12 protein-coding genes are annotated in these 17,686 nt (G+C 69.8%); 8 read left to right on the top strand and 4 right to left on the bottom strand.

Annotated features, from left to right (window positions below):
• The first annotated feature begins 1,166 nt into the window (after nucleotides 1-1,166).
• From OV079_RS24435 to OV079_RS24455, 5 genes are all read left to right on the top strand, one after another.
• The gene (locus tag OV079_RS24435) at nucleotides 1,167-2,570 is read left to right on the top strand and encodes a cytochrome P450 family protein (RefSeq protein ID WP_267771258.1); all 1,404 of its coding nucleotides are present in this window, start codon (nucleotides 1,167-1,169) and stop codon (nucleotides 2,568-2,570) included.
• A 188-nt stretch (nucleotides 2,571-2,758) separates the two neighbouring features.
• A complete protein-coding gene (locus tag OV079_RS24440; RefSeq protein ID WP_267771259.1) occupies nucleotides 2,759-3,517 on the top strand; it encodes a hypothetical protein in 759 nt (252 codons plus the stop codon).
• A gap of 115 nt (nucleotides 3,518-3,632) precedes the next feature.
• The gene (locus tag OV079_RS24445; RefSeq protein ID WP_267771260.1) at nucleotides 3,633-4,175 is read left to right on the top strand and encodes a hypothetical protein; all 543 of its coding nucleotides are present in this window, start codon (nucleotides 3,633-3,635) and stop codon (nucleotides 4,173-4,175) included.
• 245 nt (nucleotides 4,176-4,420) lie between these two features.
• Complete coding sequence (locus tag OV079_RS24450) at nucleotides 4,421-4,897, top strand: outer membrane protein assembly factor BamB family protein (protein ID WP_267771262.1); 477 nt, start codon at nucleotides 4,421-4,423, stop codon at nucleotides 4,895-4,897.
• Nucleotides 4,898-5,066: 169 nt separating this feature from the next.
• Complete coding sequence (locus tag OV079_RS24455) at nucleotides 5,067-6,311, top strand: carboxypeptidase-like regulatory domain-containing protein (RefSeq protein ID WP_267771263.1); 1,245 nt, start codon at nucleotides 5,067-5,069, stop codon at nucleotides 6,309-6,311.
• A gap of 75 nt (nucleotides 6,312-6,386) precedes the next feature.
• Here OV079_RS24455 and OV079_RS24460 read toward each other — a convergent pair whose 3' ends face one another.
• Nucleotides 6,387-7,490 carry an alpha/beta hydrolase gene (locus tag OV079_RS24460; protein WP_267771264.1) on the bottom strand — a complete coding sequence of 368 codons (1,104 nt, stop codon included), beginning with the start codon at nucleotides 7,488-7,490 and terminating at the stop codon, nucleotides 6,387-6,389.
• Nucleotides 7,491-8,667: 1,177 nt separating this feature from the next.
• Here OV079_RS24460 and OV079_RS24465 point away from each other — a divergent pair.
• The 3 genes from OV079_RS24465 to OV079_RS24475 all read left to right on the top strand — a co-directional run bounded on the left by OV079_RS24465 (nucleotide 8,668) and on the right by OV079_RS24475 (nucleotide 11,760).
• On the top strand, nucleotides 8,668-9,978 hold the full coding sequence (locus tag OV079_RS24465; RefSeq protein ID WP_267778629.1) for a serine/threonine protein kinase: 1,311 nt from the start codon (nucleotides 8,668-8,670) through the stop codon (nucleotides 9,976-9,978).
• 136 nt (nucleotides 9,979-10,114) lie between these two features.
• A complete protein-coding gene (locus tag OV079_RS24470; RefSeq protein WP_267771265.1) occupies nucleotides 10,115-10,429 on the top strand; it encodes a protein kinase in 315 nt (104 codons plus the stop codon).
• Nucleotides 10,372-11,760 (top strand): protein kinase family protein, encoded by a 1,389-nt coding sequence (locus tag OV079_RS24475; protein WP_267771266.1) that lies wholly within the window; start codon nucleotides 10,372-10,374, stop codon nucleotides 11,758-11,760. The genes OV079_RS24470 and OV079_RS24475 overlap by 58 nt, the downstream gene beginning before the upstream one ends.
• Before the next feature lie 252 nt (nucleotides 11,761-12,012).
• On the opposite strand, the gene OV079_RS24480 is transcribed toward OV079_RS24475, so the two are convergent.
• The 3 genes from OV079_RS24480 to OV079_RS24490 are packed head-to-tail and all read right to left on the bottom strand — an operon-like array spanning nucleotide 12,013 to nucleotide 17,523.
• Nucleotides 12,013-13,029 (bottom strand): hypothetical protein, encoded by a 1,017-nt coding sequence (locus OV079_RS24480; RefSeq protein WP_267771267.1) that lies wholly within the window; start codon nucleotides 13,027-13,029, stop codon nucleotides 12,013-12,015.
• On the bottom strand, nucleotides 13,029-16,739 hold the full coding sequence (locus OV079_RS24485) for a DUF6531 domain-containing protein (protein WP_267771268.1): 3,711 nt from the start codon (nucleotides 16,737-16,739) through the stop codon (nucleotides 13,029-13,031). Before OV079_RS24485 ends, OV079_RS24480 begins: the two co-directional genes overlap by 1 nt.
• A 7-nt stretch (nucleotides 16,740-16,746) precedes the next feature.
• The gene (locus OV079_RS24490) at nucleotides 16,747-17,523 is read right to left on the bottom strand and encodes a hypothetical protein (protein ID WP_267771269.1); all 777 of its coding nucleotides are present in this window, start codon (nucleotides 17,521-17,523) and stop codon (nucleotides 16,747-16,749) included.
• Between the last annotated feature and the right edge of the window lie 163 nt (nucleotides 17,524-17,686).

Here is a 17,686-nt window from a genome sequence, read left to right on the forward strand (position 1 = left end):
TCCGCGTCGGCCGGGCCGCCTCCTCGCCGGTGGCCCCGAGCCCGCCCGTCGCCGGCAGGGTCTCGGAGATCCCCAGCAGCGCGTCGCGCTCCTCGACGGCCGCCCGCTGGGCGGCGACACCTGCAGCAGTGTTCGTTCGTCGTGGTCCACGGAGCGGCGGCCGATCGTCATGCGGACCTTAGCCCGGGTGGAGTACCCGCGGCCCGGGAAAAAATTGCCCGCCGGGTGCAAAAACTCCGAGGTGGCGGATCCGCCCACCCCGCGGCGAGGACGCCCGCGCGGCCCAGAGCGACGGCGGCACACCGATGGGTTTTGTTCTCAGAACATGTCCGAAGGACCATCTTCGATCTGCGACGCGCGACGCCGGCGAACGGGGCGGCCGCCGCCGCGCCGGCGCTGACTCAGGTGCGCGACGCCCCGTCGCCTGTCCGAAGAGACATCATGCTCGGCTCGGCGGCCGCACTCGGATCGCGGTCGTTCCGGTGAACGCGCCGAGTCGTCTCGATGATTCATCGTGCCTGCGGATCGGGGAGGGAATCATCGATACGACGATCGACAGTCGATGCGATGTCGAAGTGACCCGCGACGGGCCCCCGTCGCCACAGGCTCGCGCTGGCGGCCTACACGCGATCGCGGGCGCGATGGGGCGCACTGGCGTACGTCACCCCGTAGCTCGAGGCGGGGCGCGCACGGCTCGGATGGCGCCGGCGCGCGCGGTTCGCCGCGTCGACACCGCGCTCCGCACACTCCGCCGAAAGAGCTCATTCGTGAGGGCGTCTCCCGCGCAACGAGGAGGCTCGATCTCGCATTCGCCGATCCGTTGGACGGATTGGACGCCGCACTCCGGCGCATGGCGACCGACACGGACTGGGCCCATTCGGAATCGACGGTGCGCGACACCTCGCCGGCGGCCTCGTCGCCCCGCGGACGCGCATGGGATTGCCCCGCCGCGCGGGTGACCACTGGACGCTGCCGGCCCGCGCGCTCGAAACCAGGATCGTCGCACACGAGGCGGCGACGATCGAACTGGGCGCGGGTCACGGACAGCACGGACCGAACCGGAGCGAGAGGAGCGAGTCATGACCGAGAACAAGAAGCCACCCCACACGAAATCAGCGAGCGAGCGATCGGGGGGACTGCCGCCGGGCGCCTATCCTGTCGGACTGTTGCCGAGCTCCTTCCCGCCGGACTACGTCCGCGGCGCCGCGGCGCCGTTCCTGCTCAGCAGCAGCTTCTTGGGCGAGCGGCCCACGTTGCCCATGATCGATCTGATGCTCAGCAAGGAGAAAGCGATCCCCGTCAACCTGTGGGGCCTGCTGTACGACGGCTGGTGGCCGAATCCGGACGAAGAAGGCATCAGCGTCTTCTTTCAAGGCTTCGAGCGCCGCGGGGCCGACAACGAGCGCAAGAAGATCTACGTCTCGGCGAATACGCCGGATCTGGTGGCGACCAAGTACCATGCCAAGATCACGGGCTTCTTCGCCAAGTTGCTCGGCAACGCCAACGCCGGCGCGCCGATGATGGGCCGATATTTCGAGTACTACGACGATCTCTACTGGGACCTCCATGTCGGCGCCACGGGCGACGAGATCCCGCCCGAGGTCCGGCAATTCAGCGCCAGCTTCAATACCGTGCTCGGCTACTGGTTCCCGACGCTGGAGATCGTCCGCGACGCATACATGAGCGCGCGAGCCTCGCGTCCGGCGCTCAAGGAGTGGCTCGACGAACGCGTGCAGCGGATCATCGACGGCACGCAGCCCGACGCCGATCGGACCTTCGTCTACTACTGGCTCAAGAACGGCAGGTTGGGCGAGAACTTCCGCCGGATCGACATCGTGTTCGAATGTTTCCACAACTTTTTGGCGCTCAGCCAGTGGGGCAACATGATCTACAATGTCGCCGCGAAGCTGGAGCCGAAGTACGGTGACCCGAGGGTGCGGGCCTGGTTCGAGAAGACGATGAAGGGCGGGCCGGACAAGGCCGACGGCGGCGCGTTCCCGCCGCTCGAACGATTCGTGATGGAGCTGTTCCGGACGATCTCACCGAACGACGGGAGCCTGTCCTCGCCGCCTCGGCACCGCCAGCTGCTCAGCGCCGAGTTCAGCGGCATCACCACGCCCCATCGCGCGACCAGCATGGATCCCCGGCACTGGATCCACCCGGAGGAATTCGACCCGGATCGCTACAAGACGGCGCCGACGAGCGTCGACAACGACGAGGCGCGGGCGAAGGAGATCGGCCTTGCGCGCTGCCCCTTCGCCAAGGCCTCCCTCGAGCTCAAGGACGGCCGAACGGGCGAAATGACCAACAGCGCCTTCGGTGCCGTGTACGGGGTCGTCGACGGCGAGGCGCATCCGGTGTGCGACACGGCCGGCTACGCGCCCTTCGGATTCGGCTATCGCCGCTGCGCCGGGGAGTACATCACGGTGGAGTTCATCAAGGAGTTCCTCCGCACGGTCTGGAAGGAGAAGATCTCGTTCGTCAAGCTCGACCTCGAGCAGCCGACCGAAGTCCCCGTCAACCCGGGGACGGTGCTCCACGACAACATCACGTTCAAGCGCGGCAAGTAACTCTCGTGCGAGTGAGGCGCGCGGACACTCCGAGCCGCTTTCTCCCCATTGTTCCGTCAGACCTGCGCGGCGCCCCGCGAGACCGCGGGCGCGCACGCGCATTCGCCTCGCGCGACCGGTTCGCACGCTTGCAATACCTCTCGCACGAATGCGACGACGGCGGCCGCGGCAGCGCGTACCCTGCCCGCATGCACTCCCCGGCGCGCCCGCGAGCTCTGTCCACCTCCTGCCGCCCGCAGCTCCTGCTCGCGTCTTTCCGGCGCCTCGCCGCGCTCGTCCCCGTGGTGGCGCTCGCGTGCGGCGGGCCCGGCGACCCCGTGACCTCGGAGACCGCGAGCGACCCGACCACCACCACCGACGACACCAGCCCCGGCTCGACGAGCAGCTCGCCCACCACCGGCGGCCCCGTCACCGAGGGCCCCGTCACCGAGGGCCCGGGCACCGACGCCAGCACCGACGCGACGACCGGACAGACCGGCGATTGCGCGCAGTTGTGCCAGCGCACCCGCGAGTGCACCCCGCAGGTGACCCTCGAGCAGTGCACCGCCGCCTGCGAGGCCGCCGACGACGAGCAGCGCGCCTGCGTCCTCGCCTGCGACCAGCCGGTCTGCGACGACCTGCTGATGTGCACGACCCTGTGCGCGCACGAGGGCGACCCGAACGCCACGCCCTACGCCACCTGCGAGGACGGCGCGTCGACCTGCCAGCCCGGCGTCTACCTGTGCATCGCCAGCGCCCACGACGGCCTCGAGTTCTCGGTCTGCACCCCGTTCTGCGGCGACGACGGCGAGTGCCCGACGCCGGCGACGGGCACCGCGACCCCCCAGTGCGACCTCGACGGCCGCCCCCACACGTGCTCCCTCGACTGCAGCGGCGGTCAGCAGTGCCCGGACGACATGGTCTGCGACCTCCAGGGCTCCGGCCTGTGCATGTGGCCGGTCGAATGAGCGCAGCCTCGCACTCATGCAATTGCGGCTCGCGTCCGTGCGACGGCCGCGGACGCGCATCCTCGGGTATGCACAGAGGCGCCCGCCGGCGACCGGCGCGGCGCGGAGCCATGGCATGACGACGATCGAAACTGTCCCCCTCGCCCCGCTCGCCGACGCGTTCGCGCTGCGGCCCTTCGCCACCTGCATCGACGCGTTCAGGGCCCTGGGCGACGGCGCCCCGCGGGAGCAGCCGCTGGACGGCGCGCGCCGGGCGTTCGGCTTCACCGACCTCGCGGCGTGGCCCCATCCGCCGCCGCACTGCGCCCTCGTCGAGCTCGACGCGCCGGAGCCCGCGGTCTTGTCCGACCCGCGCCGGCTGAGCCGCCTGCCGCTGTTCGCCCCGCTCGTCGGCACCTGGAACGCGAGGGTCGCGGGCCGATGGTTCGGTGGCACGAACTGGATCGTCGCCCACCTGCGATTCACCCACGAGCAGCTCGACGAGGAGTCGGACGCGTCCTCCGACTTCTCCGCCGGCCTCGCCCTGTTCGCCGTCGAGGGCGGATGGGCGGCCGCCGTCTGGCCGTGGTGGCGCCGCGAGGCCTTCGCCCCGGTCCTCGGGTTCGCGCCCGAACGCGCCAGCGAAGCGCACGCGTGCGAGTTCTGGTTCGGCGAATGACCGCAGGCGAAAGCGGCGGGCAGATCATTCGGCCGAGATGCGGCATGATCCGCTCCCGAACGGCTGTCGGGAGCACGCCAATGACGTGAGGTGCCGTCGGATCGCATGCGAGCGCGAGGGACGGCAGCGCGCAATCACGCCGCCCGCGGTGTCCAGCGCGACGATGCCCGCACGCACGTGCGATCGCTCCGGCCTCGCGCCGCCTGCGAGCGCCCTCTGCGTCGGCCGACCGCTATGCTCCGGCCATGCCGAGCCAGCTTGTCATCACCGCGGTCGACGGGATCGTCACCGCGCACGCACGGGCCACCGGAGAGGTCGCGTGGGCGTTTCGGATCCCCGACGGCAAGGCCGACCATCCCCACGTCACCCGCATCCACGCCGACGAGCAGCGGGTCGTCGTGGTGGCCGGCCGCATGGAGGAGTCGGGCTTCTTCGCCACCGCCGACGCCACCGCCCACGTGTGCTGCCTCGACTACGCGACCGGCGAGCTGCTGTGGCGACACCCGCTCAAGGGCGGTCAGAACATCGTGCACTTCACCGCGACGCTCCTGGTCGAGGGCGGCCAGGTCCTCGTCGCCCACGCCGAGCTCCTGGTGGCCTTCTCGCTCGAGACCGGCAAGCAGCAGTGGCAACGCAAGGTCGAGCGCACCGCCACGCGCGGCACCTACACCTCGGTGGGCCTCGCCGTGCCCGGCCACGCGCAGCAGGGCGACCGGAAGTGACGGGCGGCGGATCCATGGCCACGCCAGCGCCCATCCACGCGACCGCAGCCGCCGGGCTCGCGCTCGTCCTGCTCGTCACAGTCGCGTCTTGCGGGGCAAAGACGTCCGGGGACAGGCCGTGGCCGCGCCCCCGCAGCCCGAGCCCGCAGCGACAGCGACGACCCCGCCCGTGGCAGCGCCGCCGGAGGCGACGAAGCCGCCCGAGCGCGCCCGTTGTCCTGCGGGTCCGGACACCGCGACGATCCGCGGCAAGCTCGAGTTCGCCGACAAGACCGCGCCGTCGACGTTCACTGCCTCGGCCTCGCGCGAGCGCGCCGGATGGCGCAACTCGGACGATTGCGACACTCCATACAAAGAGTTCCGCGCGACCGCGGGCGCCGCGGAATTCGTGTTCGAGGGGCTGCCGCCGGGGATCTATGGCGTGACCCTCTTCGGCGGTGATTTCCTGGATCTCGACCTCGATCCGTTCCCCATGGAGGCGGGGAAGACCCGCGACCTCGGCGCGCTGGTCCTCGACCGCGGGCGAATGTTGCGCGGGCGCGTGCTGACGGCCGAAGGAGCCCCTGCCGCCGGGGTCCAGATCTACGCGGACGCCGACCTCTGGGGCGACGGCGCGGCGCTCCTCGATATCGCCGTGCGCACGGCCACGACCGCGGCCGACGGCAGCTTCACGCTGACGGCCCTGGGGCGCGGCCCGTTGTACGTGGCCGCCGAGGCTCCGCAGCTCGGGCGCTCGCCGGCGGTGCGGCTCCCCGAGGGCAACGACGACCTGACGAGCGAGCTCCGCCTCGGACCGACCGGCGCGCTCGCGGGCCGGGTGACGTACGCGGGCAAGCCCGCTCGCGCCGACGTCACCGCGCAGCCCGCGGGCTCCGGCTCCGCGGTGACGTTCACCGTGACCACCGACAACGAGGGGAGGTATCGATTCGAGCGCCTGGCCGGAGGGACATATGTCGTCACCGCCCAGCTGTTCCGAAACGACATGCACTCGATCTCGCACCCCGCGCGGGCCAAGCAGGCGAACCTCCGGGCGGACCGGGAGGCGCGGCTCGATCTCGAAGTCCGTGCGGGGCCCACCCTCGTCATCACGCCGAAGCTCTCCGCGGGCGCCGCCGACGTCGTGTCGGTGATGCTCGTCAAGGGGACCTTCACCGCCGCGACCAGCGGAGAGCTCGATCGGGCCAGCGCGAAGCTCGACCGCGAACGCGCGCGCCCGGACCACGCTCACCTCGCGGAGAAGACCGAGATCGAGCTGGCGGACGTACCGCCGGGCAACTACACGCTGTGCGGCGCGGCGACGAAGTACGGCGAATCCATCGCTGCGATCGATGCCGTACCCGTGACCTGCACCCGGGTGCGCGTGGCGTCCGGCCGCGCGCGGCAGCAGGTCTCGCTCGCGCTCGCGGGCCGCTGACCCGCGAGCCCGCGGGCGACAGGCCGGCTCACCGCGACGAGTGCTTCGCCGCGGCGGCCCGGGCGGTCACGGCCGTCAGTAATGGCAATCCTCGGAGTCCGCGATCGCGTCGACCAGGGCCTGCGGGTTCGAGAATTGCAGCACGTGCACCGTGTCGGGCCCGAGCACCGGCACGAAGCAGCGCGACGCCGGGTCGCCGCTCAGGTGCCGATACAGCGTCTCGCTCTCCGCGAGCTGCACATAAATGTCCTCCTCGTAGGCGATCGCCCGCAGGCGCGTGCCCTTCTTCTCAAAGAGCTCCGCGTCGGCCGAGGGGCGCGAGGTGAACGGCCCGGTCCCGTTGAGCTGGTGGATCGCCCGCAGCGGCTCGCCCAGCGCGTTGAAGCCGCCTGCCTCGATCTCCGCCGGCGTCAGCGCGCCGGGGACCACGTCGCCGTCGCGGTTCGTGAAGTAGAACGCGGGCCACAGCGCCACCGGGATCTCGAACAGCGAGCCGTACGCCGGCTCCTCGACCGCGAACGCCTGGATCAGCCCCGACAGGTCGCCGCTGTCGCCGAGCGCCCACGGCACCTCCGCCGGCAGGTCCGAGGCGACGAGGATCGCGTCGCGGATGCCGAACCGCTTGCGCAGACTGCTGCCCGCGTCGACGAGCCGCTGCTGCAGCATCTGCACCAGCGTGCCGCCCATGCTGTGCCCGAGGATCGTCCGCGGACGGATCTTCCGCGCGTCGAGGCGCTCCAGCACCTCTTCGATCGCGGTGACGTAGTCGAACAGGTCGAGGTCGCCGAACAGCGCCCCCTGCGGGACCCCGCTGTTGCCGCGCACGGGCATGTCGGTCACCAGCACGCACGCGTCCTCGCCGAGCGCCTTGGCGTACGGCCGCCACGACGCCGCCGCGAACACCCCGCCGTGGACCGCGAAGTGACAGCGCTTCGACTCGCTGGCCTTGTCGAGGCTGCCGTAGAGGTTGACGAAGAGGTCGACGGTGACGCCCGGCCGCAGCTGGACGTCCTCGAGCAAGAACCCGGGCGTCCCGTCGGCGCCGATGTCGAAGTCGATGCCGGGGCCGCCGCCCTGGCGCGCCTCGACGTCGGCGTCGACGGGGAGGTCCATGCACCCGGCCGGCAGGGCCACGAGCGCGGCGAAACCACAACGTTGCGTAAGTTCGACGATGTTCATCGCCCCGGTTATGCCAGCCGCGACGTCTCGAAGGAAGCAGCAGCGCATGCAGGGCCCCGAGGTCAGATCTGCGCTCATGGTCTCCTCGATGGGAGCACCATTCGCGATCGCGCCTGTTCCTCCCATCGCCAGCGTCCACGTCTGGGATGTCGTGACGCATTCGCTGCCGATCCGCGGCGACGAAGCGCGGAGCCGCCTGCGGGCATTGCGAGGATTACGCTCCCCCGCGTGGTCCCTGCGGCGGGCTGCACTCCTCCAGGCCCGCGGCGTGGCTGGGTGCTCGTCTGAAAGTACGCGGAGACCATGCGCGTCCCGCCGGCCCCCGGGGGCGTGGCCGATCGGGTCGCGCGCACCGGCGCGTCGGGCTCCCACGCGACGGCCACGGGCTAGTCGCCCTTTATCCGTCAAACGGAGCGCTGGCGGCCGCCCGCGTGCATTGCACCGACCACGGTCGTCCGTCGCCCTGAGCCTCACTTCTCCTCGCCGGCCGCCTCCGCGGCGCCGCTGTACATAGAACGCAATCGGCGCGAATATGCAGCGACGCCTGCCGCTCGCCGCGGCGAGACGCACACTCGCCGCCGGCGCCGAACAGCGTCGGCGCGCAGTACGTGTCGAGCTTCGCCCGGCGCGGCGGCTCGAACCGGGCATGGCGCCGTCTTCGCGGACATCGGTCACATGACAGGTCTGCTGATTCCAGCTCCGCCGACCCTCGACCCACCGCACCTGGAGGTCGCGCATCGTCCGGGATCGCGAACGGCCCCACCCGCCAGCGAGCAGCGTGTTCAAAACCCGCGGATCATCGAGAGCGCAGCGCGTCCGCTTCAGCCCGCTCGCCCGGCGGAGGCATTCGCACCGGCCCGCCGGCCGCCGCGCCGTATTCGCCGGGGGGCGAGGGAGCGCGCAATCGAGAATCGTGCTGTTCCGACCGCAACGCCCGAGGCTGCCGCGTCCGGATTCGCACCTGGCGAAAATGGATTGATCGCATCATGGATGCGGGGGAAGATAAGCCCCAGGTTGGGTGCTCGCTGACGTAGAGGATAAGCAGCCATGAGCGAAGACATCGACGTTTTGCAGCTGCGCGGGACCACGCTGAAGGGCACGTTCGCGCTCGATCGGGCGGTCGCGCGCGGCGGCTTCGGAGTGGTCTATCGCGGGCGCCACCTCTCTGCACAAAGAGATCGCCGTCAAGGTCTTCTGCCCGCTCGCCAGGCCCGAGGCCTCCATCGAGCAAGAGGCCATCTCGCACTTCTTTCAGGAGATCAAGATCCTCTCCGCCCTCGAACACCCCGCCATCGTGCGGCCCTACGACTGCGGGACGATCAGCCTGCCCGAGAGCGGAAACGTGCCGTGGATGGCGCTCGAATGGATCGAGGGTCGCACTCTGGCGGAGCTCCTGCGGCAGAGTCCGCGAATCGAGTGGTCCCCCCGCGAGGCGCTCGATCTGCTGCGTCCGGTGATGGAGGCGCTCGCCGAGGCCCACGCCCACGGTATCGCCCACCGAGACATCGCGCCGAACAACATCATCGTGTCTGAATCCGCCCACGGTCGGCGCATTCGTCTAATCGACTTCGGCATCGCCTGTATCCGCCCGGGCTACGAGGAGCCGGCGGCGCTGCCGGACGCGCCCACCGGTTCGGTCCTGATCGCCCACTCGCCCAGGTACCCCGCCCCCGAGCAAGTCCTGCAGCACCGCACGGGCACCTTCACGGATGTCCACGCCATCGGGCTCATCCTCTATCATCTGCTCACCGGCTATCTGCCGTACCCGAATACGGCCAGCGACCCGGAGCACGGCGCCTGCGCCTTGCGCAGGCCGACCCCGGGCCTCGTCGGTCTCGACGTCGGCGCGTGGGAGCCCGTGCTGTCGCGCGCCGTCGCGATCAACCCGCGCGACCGCTTCACCACCGCGCGGGAGCTGCTGACCGAGCTCGAGCAGACCCTGGACGCCGCAGTGCCGGCGCAGGACGAATTCGAGGTGGCGTTGCCGGAGAACTGGCGCGTCGTGGAGGTGGCGCCCACCCCTGTCCCCATCCTTCTCAATACGCCGGAGGTCACGGTGATCCTGCATCCGGTCGCCCTGACGAACGATGAGCTGCGCCACGGCTTCGAGGTCCCGCTCAACGCCGGCCTGTCGTGCAAGCTCGTCGTCCAGCGCTACGCCGAGGTCTCGCTCGCCCTGACCGTCGTCGGGCACCCGGGCGAGCGACCCGGGCTCTACTCGAACCCCAACGGGGTCGGCTCACGCCTCACCCGGGCGATGCTCGACCCGGGCGCCGAAAAGGCCGTCTACGTCGGTCAGCGGGCCTTCGGCCTGCGCGAGGTCATCTGCTACTCCACCCAGGGCCCCCTGGGCGAGCGGCTCTCGATCGACGTCAGCCGCCTGAACCTCACCGTCTACTTCGCCACGCCGGTGCGCGACTTCATCGTCCTGCAGGTCGACGAGCCGGAGCTGGCCCGCGCGCACCTGGCGTGTATCGGTATCACCTGAGAGAGCGATAGACACGATGGCACAAACTACCGACATCTCCGCGTCGAGGGCGGCCACGCCCGCGCAAGCGGCCCTCCCGCCCGAAGCCGCGATCAGCCGCGAGACCGTCAACTCCCAGCTACGCTACGCCTTTCGCATGACCCGCAACCGCGGCGGGCTGTGGGTCCCGGTCGAGCTCGGTCAGGGCAAGTTCGCCCGCGTCCTGTGCGGTCAGCAGCAGATCGGCAATCAACCAGCCCGCAGCGTGGCGATCAAGATCTTGCACAGCCACGCCACCCTGGCGCACGAGCGCCTGTTCGCCACCGAGATCGCGCACCTGCGCAAGCTGAGCGACGCCGACAACGTCAACGTCCTGCACATCCTCGACGTGCTGCAGCTGCGGCCGCTGGTGCTGTGCGGCTGCGGCAAGGTCTACTCCCGCGCTGCCCCACCTGCGGGCAAGAGCTGCTGACGCGCGTCGACCTCGACGCTCACCCCGGGCTGCAATGCACCGCCTGCAAGTACGTCCTGCCGGCCAACCGCGTGATGGACCGCGTGCAGGAGCTCTCGTCGGCGACCGCGCGCACCTGCTGCCAGGACAAGGCGGTCGAGGGCAAGGGCACGATCATCAACTTCGTCCATCGCGACGTCATCGTGATGGAGCACCTGACCCTCGGCCTCAAGGACTTCGCCCGGCGCCGCCGCGAAGAAGTGATGGACCAGTGGAAGAAGAAGGGCGGCGAGACGACCGCCCTGGTCCTCGCGTCGAAGCCCGGGTGGCTCGAGCGAATCGGCGCCCTGCTGCCGAAGAAGTGGCTGCACCGGCGCACGTCCGAGCTGTTCGAAAAGGCCCTCTTGCTCGAGAAGGTCCTGGCCGTGGTCCAGCTGGTCGAGGGCGTCGCGTGGCTGCACGGCGAGAAGCGGATCATCCACAAGGACCTCGCGGCCGACAACATCATGGTCCGCTTCTCGGGCGTCCGTAACGGCAAGTCGAACTGGCGCGGCGAGCATCGGCCGGAGATGAACGTCAGCGACATCCTCAACGACATCACCGGCTATCCGACCTTCCGCACCCTTCTGATCGACTTCGGCCTCGCCGACGAGTCGACGCCGACCCGCTCGTGGTACGACGACGACGAAGCCACCGGCCAGAACAAGGGCCCCTTCCTGTCGCCCGAGGCCAAGAACCGGCGCCAGGACGTCGGCCTCGACCAACCGCTCGGATTCTCGCCGGAGGAGAAGACCTTCGTCATCCCGCCGGAGATGCGCGGCCTGTCCCTGCCGCTGATGCCCGGCGATCTGATCAGCCACTCGCTCGACGAGGAGCACGTCCACGACCTCAAGATCGAGGCAGTGCTCGACGGCGGCAAGGTGGCCAAGTACTCCGGCGTCGCCCCGGAGGTCCAGGACTATCGCCGCTGCATCGTCGAGCGCCCCCTGCTCGAGCCGCACGACATCTTCGCCCTCGGCGCGCTCTTCTACTTCCTGCTGTCCGAGGACATCACCCGCATGGAGCCGCTGCACGCGCTGGTGTACACGGCGCAAGAGAAGCGACGCCCCATCGACGGCGGCGCCCTGCGCGGGCTCGACCTCTACCCCGGCGTGCGCAAGGCGATCCGCTCCGCGTTCTGGCAGGACGAGCTGATCGTCATCATCCTGCGCGCGATGACCCGCGGCCTGCCCGGCAGCTACGCCAAGACCCGCATCGATCGCGGCTGCGAGGCGGCGCAGCGGTTCCTCCTCGAGATCAAACGCCTCCACCACAAGATCCAGCGCGACATCGTCTCGACGTTCTGGCGGTGAACAAGGCCGCTCGAATCGTTCCCACCTCCCTCGGCACCCCGATCGCCGGCCGCTTCGAACTGCTGGCGCCGCTCCGCGGCGACCGGCCGGCTCCCGGCACACGGAACCTGTCCAGGAGGACCTGTGCAAAAGCGCAGGCTCCGAGATCGAGGCGGTGTGAGACGAGGCCCGGTGGGAGGTGCGGTAGGCGTTCCTGGCCCCGGGCCGGCCCGAAGCGGGCGAGGCCTGGTCTACGCTGGCCTGGCGAGCGCATCAGCTGGCAATACGCTCCTCGATCTTCCGCACGAGCTTGCGTTCCTGGCGAGATAGATCGTCCGGATAGACCATACCGCGGACCGTCTCCAGATCGAGATCCGAGACGAGCCCGAGCTCCAGGGCGCGAAGAACCACCGAGAAGAGCCGGTGGCCGAGCGCCTCGCGCACGATACCGGCAGGAATGGGGCGCCCGGTCGACACCTGGGCGTGAAATTGCGAGATGAAGGCCCTTCGTCGGCGTTCTCGAAGAAACCGGGCCGTGAGCTGCGCCAGGTTCTCGTCGAGGACAGGGGCAATCTCCGACAGGGCTGCGTCGGCGCGCTCGGACAGATTATCGCGGAGCGCTTCCAGGGCGAGAACTCTGAGTCCAGTCGGACGCGCCGTCGACAAGACGATGTCCTTGGCAAAGTCGATGGCCTCCGGGAGCGGCAACGCCGATGCCAGACGGAGGCTCGCGGGTAACAATTGTTCGCTGGCTGCCCAACCCTGGAGGTTTTGGGCGAGAGCGGGTTGAATCTCGGGGTGTCCCAGTCCCAGGTGCTCGAGCGCGATGATGCACTGCTCTCGGAGCGTCACGTCCTCGCCCGGGGAGAGCGCGACGCTCAGGAGCGACTCGTGAGCACCGGCGCGGCAGAGCTCGCGCAGAAGCTTGGCTGCAAGGATGCGCTGCTGGAGCGGAAGATTCCCGGCCGTCTCCGTCAGGAGTTCGGAGAATCCTCGCGCCATCTCATCCTTCTCGGCTGAAGTGAGCTGACGGAGCCGCGCCTGGAACTCCGGCGACAGGAGCGCCTCCTCCGAGAGGTCTGCTATTTGCATACGTTGCCCTCGCCTCGACTCTCGACGTCGAAGCGATCTGGTCCCGTCGAGCCACTCTCGCAGGATGTTTCCGCCGGTACTGATGCCGCCGTTCTGCGCGAGTCCCCGGAGCTTTTTGCTGAGCTGTGCTGCCGCACCGTGCGCTCTCGGCACCAGATTCCCGTAATCTTTGCCAAAATCGTTGATGACCTTGAGCATCAGCTTCTCCACCTCGAGCGCGGAGATGGGTGTCTTGCTGAGGATGGCGTCGCTCGCAAGGTTGGCACCTCCTGCTGGAGCTGGACGCGAATCATGTACGGCCATTCGGCGCTGAGGCCGAGTGGGTCGACCCAGGTCAGGGGATCCGAGACATAGTTGTATGCGCCCTCGTGCGCACGAGGCCTGAGAGGATCCTGCGAGATGAACCGGTCGAAATCCGGCGCAAAGTACCTGAAAGTGCTGTAGTTGAGGTCTGTCCCAGGATCGACGTGATGGCCGCAAAATCGAGGCGGTCGCTGCGTCGAGATGTCGATCCGGCCCGATTCATCGATCGACGCCAATTCCTCCAGCGCTGTTCCGCAGAGGACGGCAGTGGGGTCGTCACCCCTCGCGCGATACATGAGCTCAGGGGGCCAGCGATAGCTCGCCCAGGTGCCCACCTCCCGGCTGTCGCTTCGCGCGTGAACAAGAGCGGCTCCGTCCCAGGTGAAGCGCGTGTCGCCTTGATCGGCGCGGGTGACGCGACGGGATAATGCGTCGTAGAAATGCGTCGTCGGGCCCGAGCGGCCGATGGCCGCGCTCGTGAGCCGATTCAGGCTGTTCCACCTGTATTCTGCCCTGCCCTCGTCTTCGAGGGTCGTGCTCACGGTGTTCCCGTCGGCGTCGTACTGAAAGGTCGTCCCGTCTGCCTCGAGCAGCCGCCCCCCGGGCCCGTACTTGCGGTCCGTCTTCTCCGGCGTCCGGTAGATGTTCCCCACGAGGTCCATCGCTCGGTGCTCGACGGTGCCGTCGGGGTACTCTGCGGCGATGAGAGCCCCGCGGGCGTCATGGGTGTACTTGGTGTCGCCGCGGTGCTTCTCGTGCTTCGCGGCCAGGCGGTCCTCGGGGCGCCAGTCGTAGGTGGTGTGGAACAGCTCCTCGGGCGGGGCCGAGTTCGCGGCTTGCGCGGGGGTGCGGGGGACGAGGCCGTGCGGGTGGCGGACGATCCGGTGCGTGAGCGGACGGCCCATCGCGTCGCGGGTCCACAGCGACTCGATCCCGCCGGGCAGGCGGCGCGCGACCTCGTTGCCCTCGGCGTCGCGGACGAGCTCGATCTGCCAGCAGTCGCGCTCGCCGAAGTACGGGACATCGGGCTCGGCCGGCTCCGGGGCGGGCTTGGGGACGCGCAGGCGGATCAGGTCGCCGTTGCCGTCGTAGTCGTACAGGGCCTCGTGGCCGAGGCTGGTGGTGCGGCGGATCCGGTTGCCGAGCGGGTCGTAGGTGCTCTCGACCACGTGGTCGTTGGCGTGCTCGCGCAGCACACGGCCGCACGGGTCGCGCTCGAAGCGGACGACGCAGTGCTCGTTGGTGGCTTCGATCAAATTGCCGGTCGAGTCGTAGGCGAAGCGCAGCCAGACGCCGTCGCTGCCGAGCTGGTGGACCAGGCGGCCGAGCGGGTCGCGGGTGATCTTCGTGGTCTGCTTGCGACCGTTGATGATCGTCGCGCAGTTGCCGGCCTGGTCGTAATAATAGAGGTGCGTGCGGCCGTCGAAGCCGACCTCGCGGTTGACGTTGCCGCGGCGGTCGTAATCGAAGGTGTACGGCTCGTCGTGCTCGTTGGTCAGCTTGACGAGGTTCTCCTCCGTATCATAGTAGTAGCCGATCCGGCCGCCGAGGGGGTCGGTCTGGCGGTGGAGCTTGTTGAAGCCGCCGTAGGCGTACGTCCACAGGTGCCCGAGGCCGTCGACGCGGCGGACGAGGTTGCCCTCGGCGTCGTAGTCGAGGCTGACGCGCGAGCGATCGGGGCGCTCGACGGCGACGAGCTGGCCGCAGTCGTCCCAGTGCAGGCGTGTCTCACCGCCGAGCGGGCCGACGTGCAGAAGCAAGCGGCCGCGGTCGTCGTAGGTGTAGCGGGTGGTGTGGCCCTCGCGGTCGGTGGAGGCGACGACCTGGCCGGCCTCGTCGACGGTGAGCAGGACGTCGCGGCCGAGCGGGTCGCGGGCCTCGGTCAGGTTGCCGCGGCGGTCGTGGCGGTAGACATAGGCCGCGCCGAGCGGATCGACGCTGCGGACGAGGTTGCCGCGGGCGTCGTACTCGCGCTTCCAGGTGTGGCCACTCGCGTCGAGCATCTCGACCGGGAGATCGAGATCGTTGTAGCGCCAGCGAGTTCGCTGGCCGAGCGGGTCGGTGACGCAGACCACGTTGCCGCGCGGATCGTACTCCCAGGTGCGACGGTGGCCAAGGGGGTCGACCTCGGCGGTCTTGCGCAGCTGCTCGCGATGCCACTCGTAACGCCACTCGCCGCCCTCCGGGTCGAGGACGCGATCGACGAGGCCGGCGCCGTTGCCGAAGTAATGGGTGCGGCCGCCGCGAGAGTCGTCGACGAGGGTGACGTGACCGTGCTTGTCGTACGTGATCGTGCGAGCGTAGATGCCGCCGTCGCCCCAGGTGCGGGTGCACCAGCCGTCCGGGTCGTCCCAGTCGTACTCGAAGTGGAAGGACAGACCGTTGCGATTGGTCTCGCGGACGAGCACGCCGCCGCGGTAAGCGTAGGTGAACGGGCGGCCCTTGGGGTCGTGGGCCGCGGCGAGCTGGCCGTTCGCGTCGTAGGCGTAGCGGACGAGCTCGACCCACTTGCCCTGGGCGCCGCCGCGATGGTAGCGGACGCCGAGCAGGCGGCCGTCGCCGTCGTGGAGGAAGCGCAGCTTGCGTCCGGCGCTGTCGGTGGCGCCGGCCAGGCGACCGGCCTCGTGGACGAGGCTGATCGCGTTGTCGTTGCGGTCGCGGATCCGGACGAGCGGGCAGGACCAGGCGGCGCCGCGGACGCGCGAGAAATCGAGGGTGCGGCCGTCGGTGAAGACGAGGCTGTAGTCGTGCTCGCCGGTGCGGGTGAGGGTGTAGCGTTCGACGGGCTCCCAGTCGGATCGACCGACGGCGAGCGGGGGATGCGAGACCTGGCGGCCGTCCTCGAGCTGGACGAGCAGCGCGTCACCGTCGTCGCGCACCGCCGCCTCCAGGCTGTGCGACCAGCCCTGGCCGAGCGCTCCGGCCTGGGGATCGCGGCTGTAGTAATTGCGCTCGAACTTGAGGGGGAGCGGGCCGGGCAGCTCGAAGTCGACGGCGTCGGTCAACACTGCGCCGGTCATCACGTCGACGGGGTGACCGGTGAGGAAGCAGATCGCCTTGCTGAGGCGCGAGCCGGGCTTGGCCTTGAGCAGGGTGTGCAGCTTGTTCGACACCCACTTGGTGCGGATCGCCTGGGTGACTGCGGCGAGGATGTCGAAGCTGTCGGGCCCGCCGACGATCACGGGGGCGCCCATCGGCACGGCGAGGCACAGGGACGTCGGCAGGTTGATCGGGAAGTTGCAGCTCATCACCAGCGAGCCGAGGCGACCGGTCGACGCCCCCGCCATGGTGACTGTCTTGCTGCCCGTGACGATGACGCCGTCGTTGCCGGGGATGTCGCAGGCGTGGAACGAGGCACCCATCGGGAAGTGCGGGATCGCCAGGACCTGGGTGCCGGTATTTCCGACGGGCAGCGAATTGATCAGGACCGGGCCGCCGCCGCCGAGGATGAGGCCGATGACCGCGCCGATGGCCGCACCGATCGGGTCGAACACCATGCCGATGAATGGATGGGGCATCGGCACCGGCGCCGGCGACGGCGGGATGACCACCATGTGAATGTCGATGCCGAGGACGGGATCGAAGAACTTGGCGGCCTGGGTCATGCTCGCCTCAATCGGCCTGCAGGAGGGCACGGAGATGCGCGGCCTGGGCGGCCTGACCGCTGCGTTGCAATTGCGCGAGGAGAGCCTCGCCGGCCTGCTTCCAGGTGGTCTGAACCCGCGCCTCGGCCGGGAGCGCGCCGGCGTCGGTCACCGCGGCCTGCCACGCGTCGGCGGCGGCGGTCCGGTCGCCGAGCTGGAGGTGGCAGGTGCCGGCCATTCGCAGGGCCTCGATCCGCAGAGGACCGGGGGCCGCGTCGCGAGCCGCGAGCTCGTAGCGGAGGGCCGCGCCGGCGAGGTCCTTGCGGGTGAAGAGAACGCCGGCCGCGCCGAGGTGAGCCTGCGCGGCGATCGCAGGCTCACCCACCGTGGTGCCGTGGGCCACCGCGCGTTCGAAATGGTCGAGCGCCGCGCGTTCGTCCTGGAGGCCGAAGGCGAGACCGCCGAGGGTGATATGCACGACCGCGGCCTCGGTGGTCCTGCGCTGTGATTCGAGCTCGGTGCAGGCAGCCTGGTAGGCCCGTCGCGCGCCTGCGAGATCCTGGCGTCGGGCCGCGTCCGCAGCGGCGAGCAATTGGCGGCGCACCGCGGCCTCGGCCGGCGGGGCGGCGGCGGCCTGGCGCTCGCCTTGCTGCTGGCAATAGTCGTGCAGCGCGGCGTCGTCGAGGTCGAAGGCGGCCGCGACGGGCACCACGTCGACGAGCGTCGCGGGCTCGTCGACGGTGAAAGCGAGGCGGACGTCAGTGCGCTCGGGCCACGCCGCGAGGGCGACGGCGAGGCGTCGCATGACCTTGGGACATGTGGGGCGCCCGGCACGAAGACCAGGGTGATGCCCGACAGGACGCCGGTCCGCGCGAGGGCCTCGCCTGCGAGGAGGACGAGGTGGCGCAATCGTGACAATGGATCCGTCGCGGCGTCGTCGGCGAGGACGGCGGGATCGACGAGCGCGA

It is taken from the genome of Nannocystis pusilla, from assembly GCF_026626665.1.
In the GTDB taxonomy this organism is placed as follows: Bacteria; Myxococcota_A; Polyangia; order Nannocystales; family Nannocystaceae; genus Nannocystis; species Nannocystis pusilla.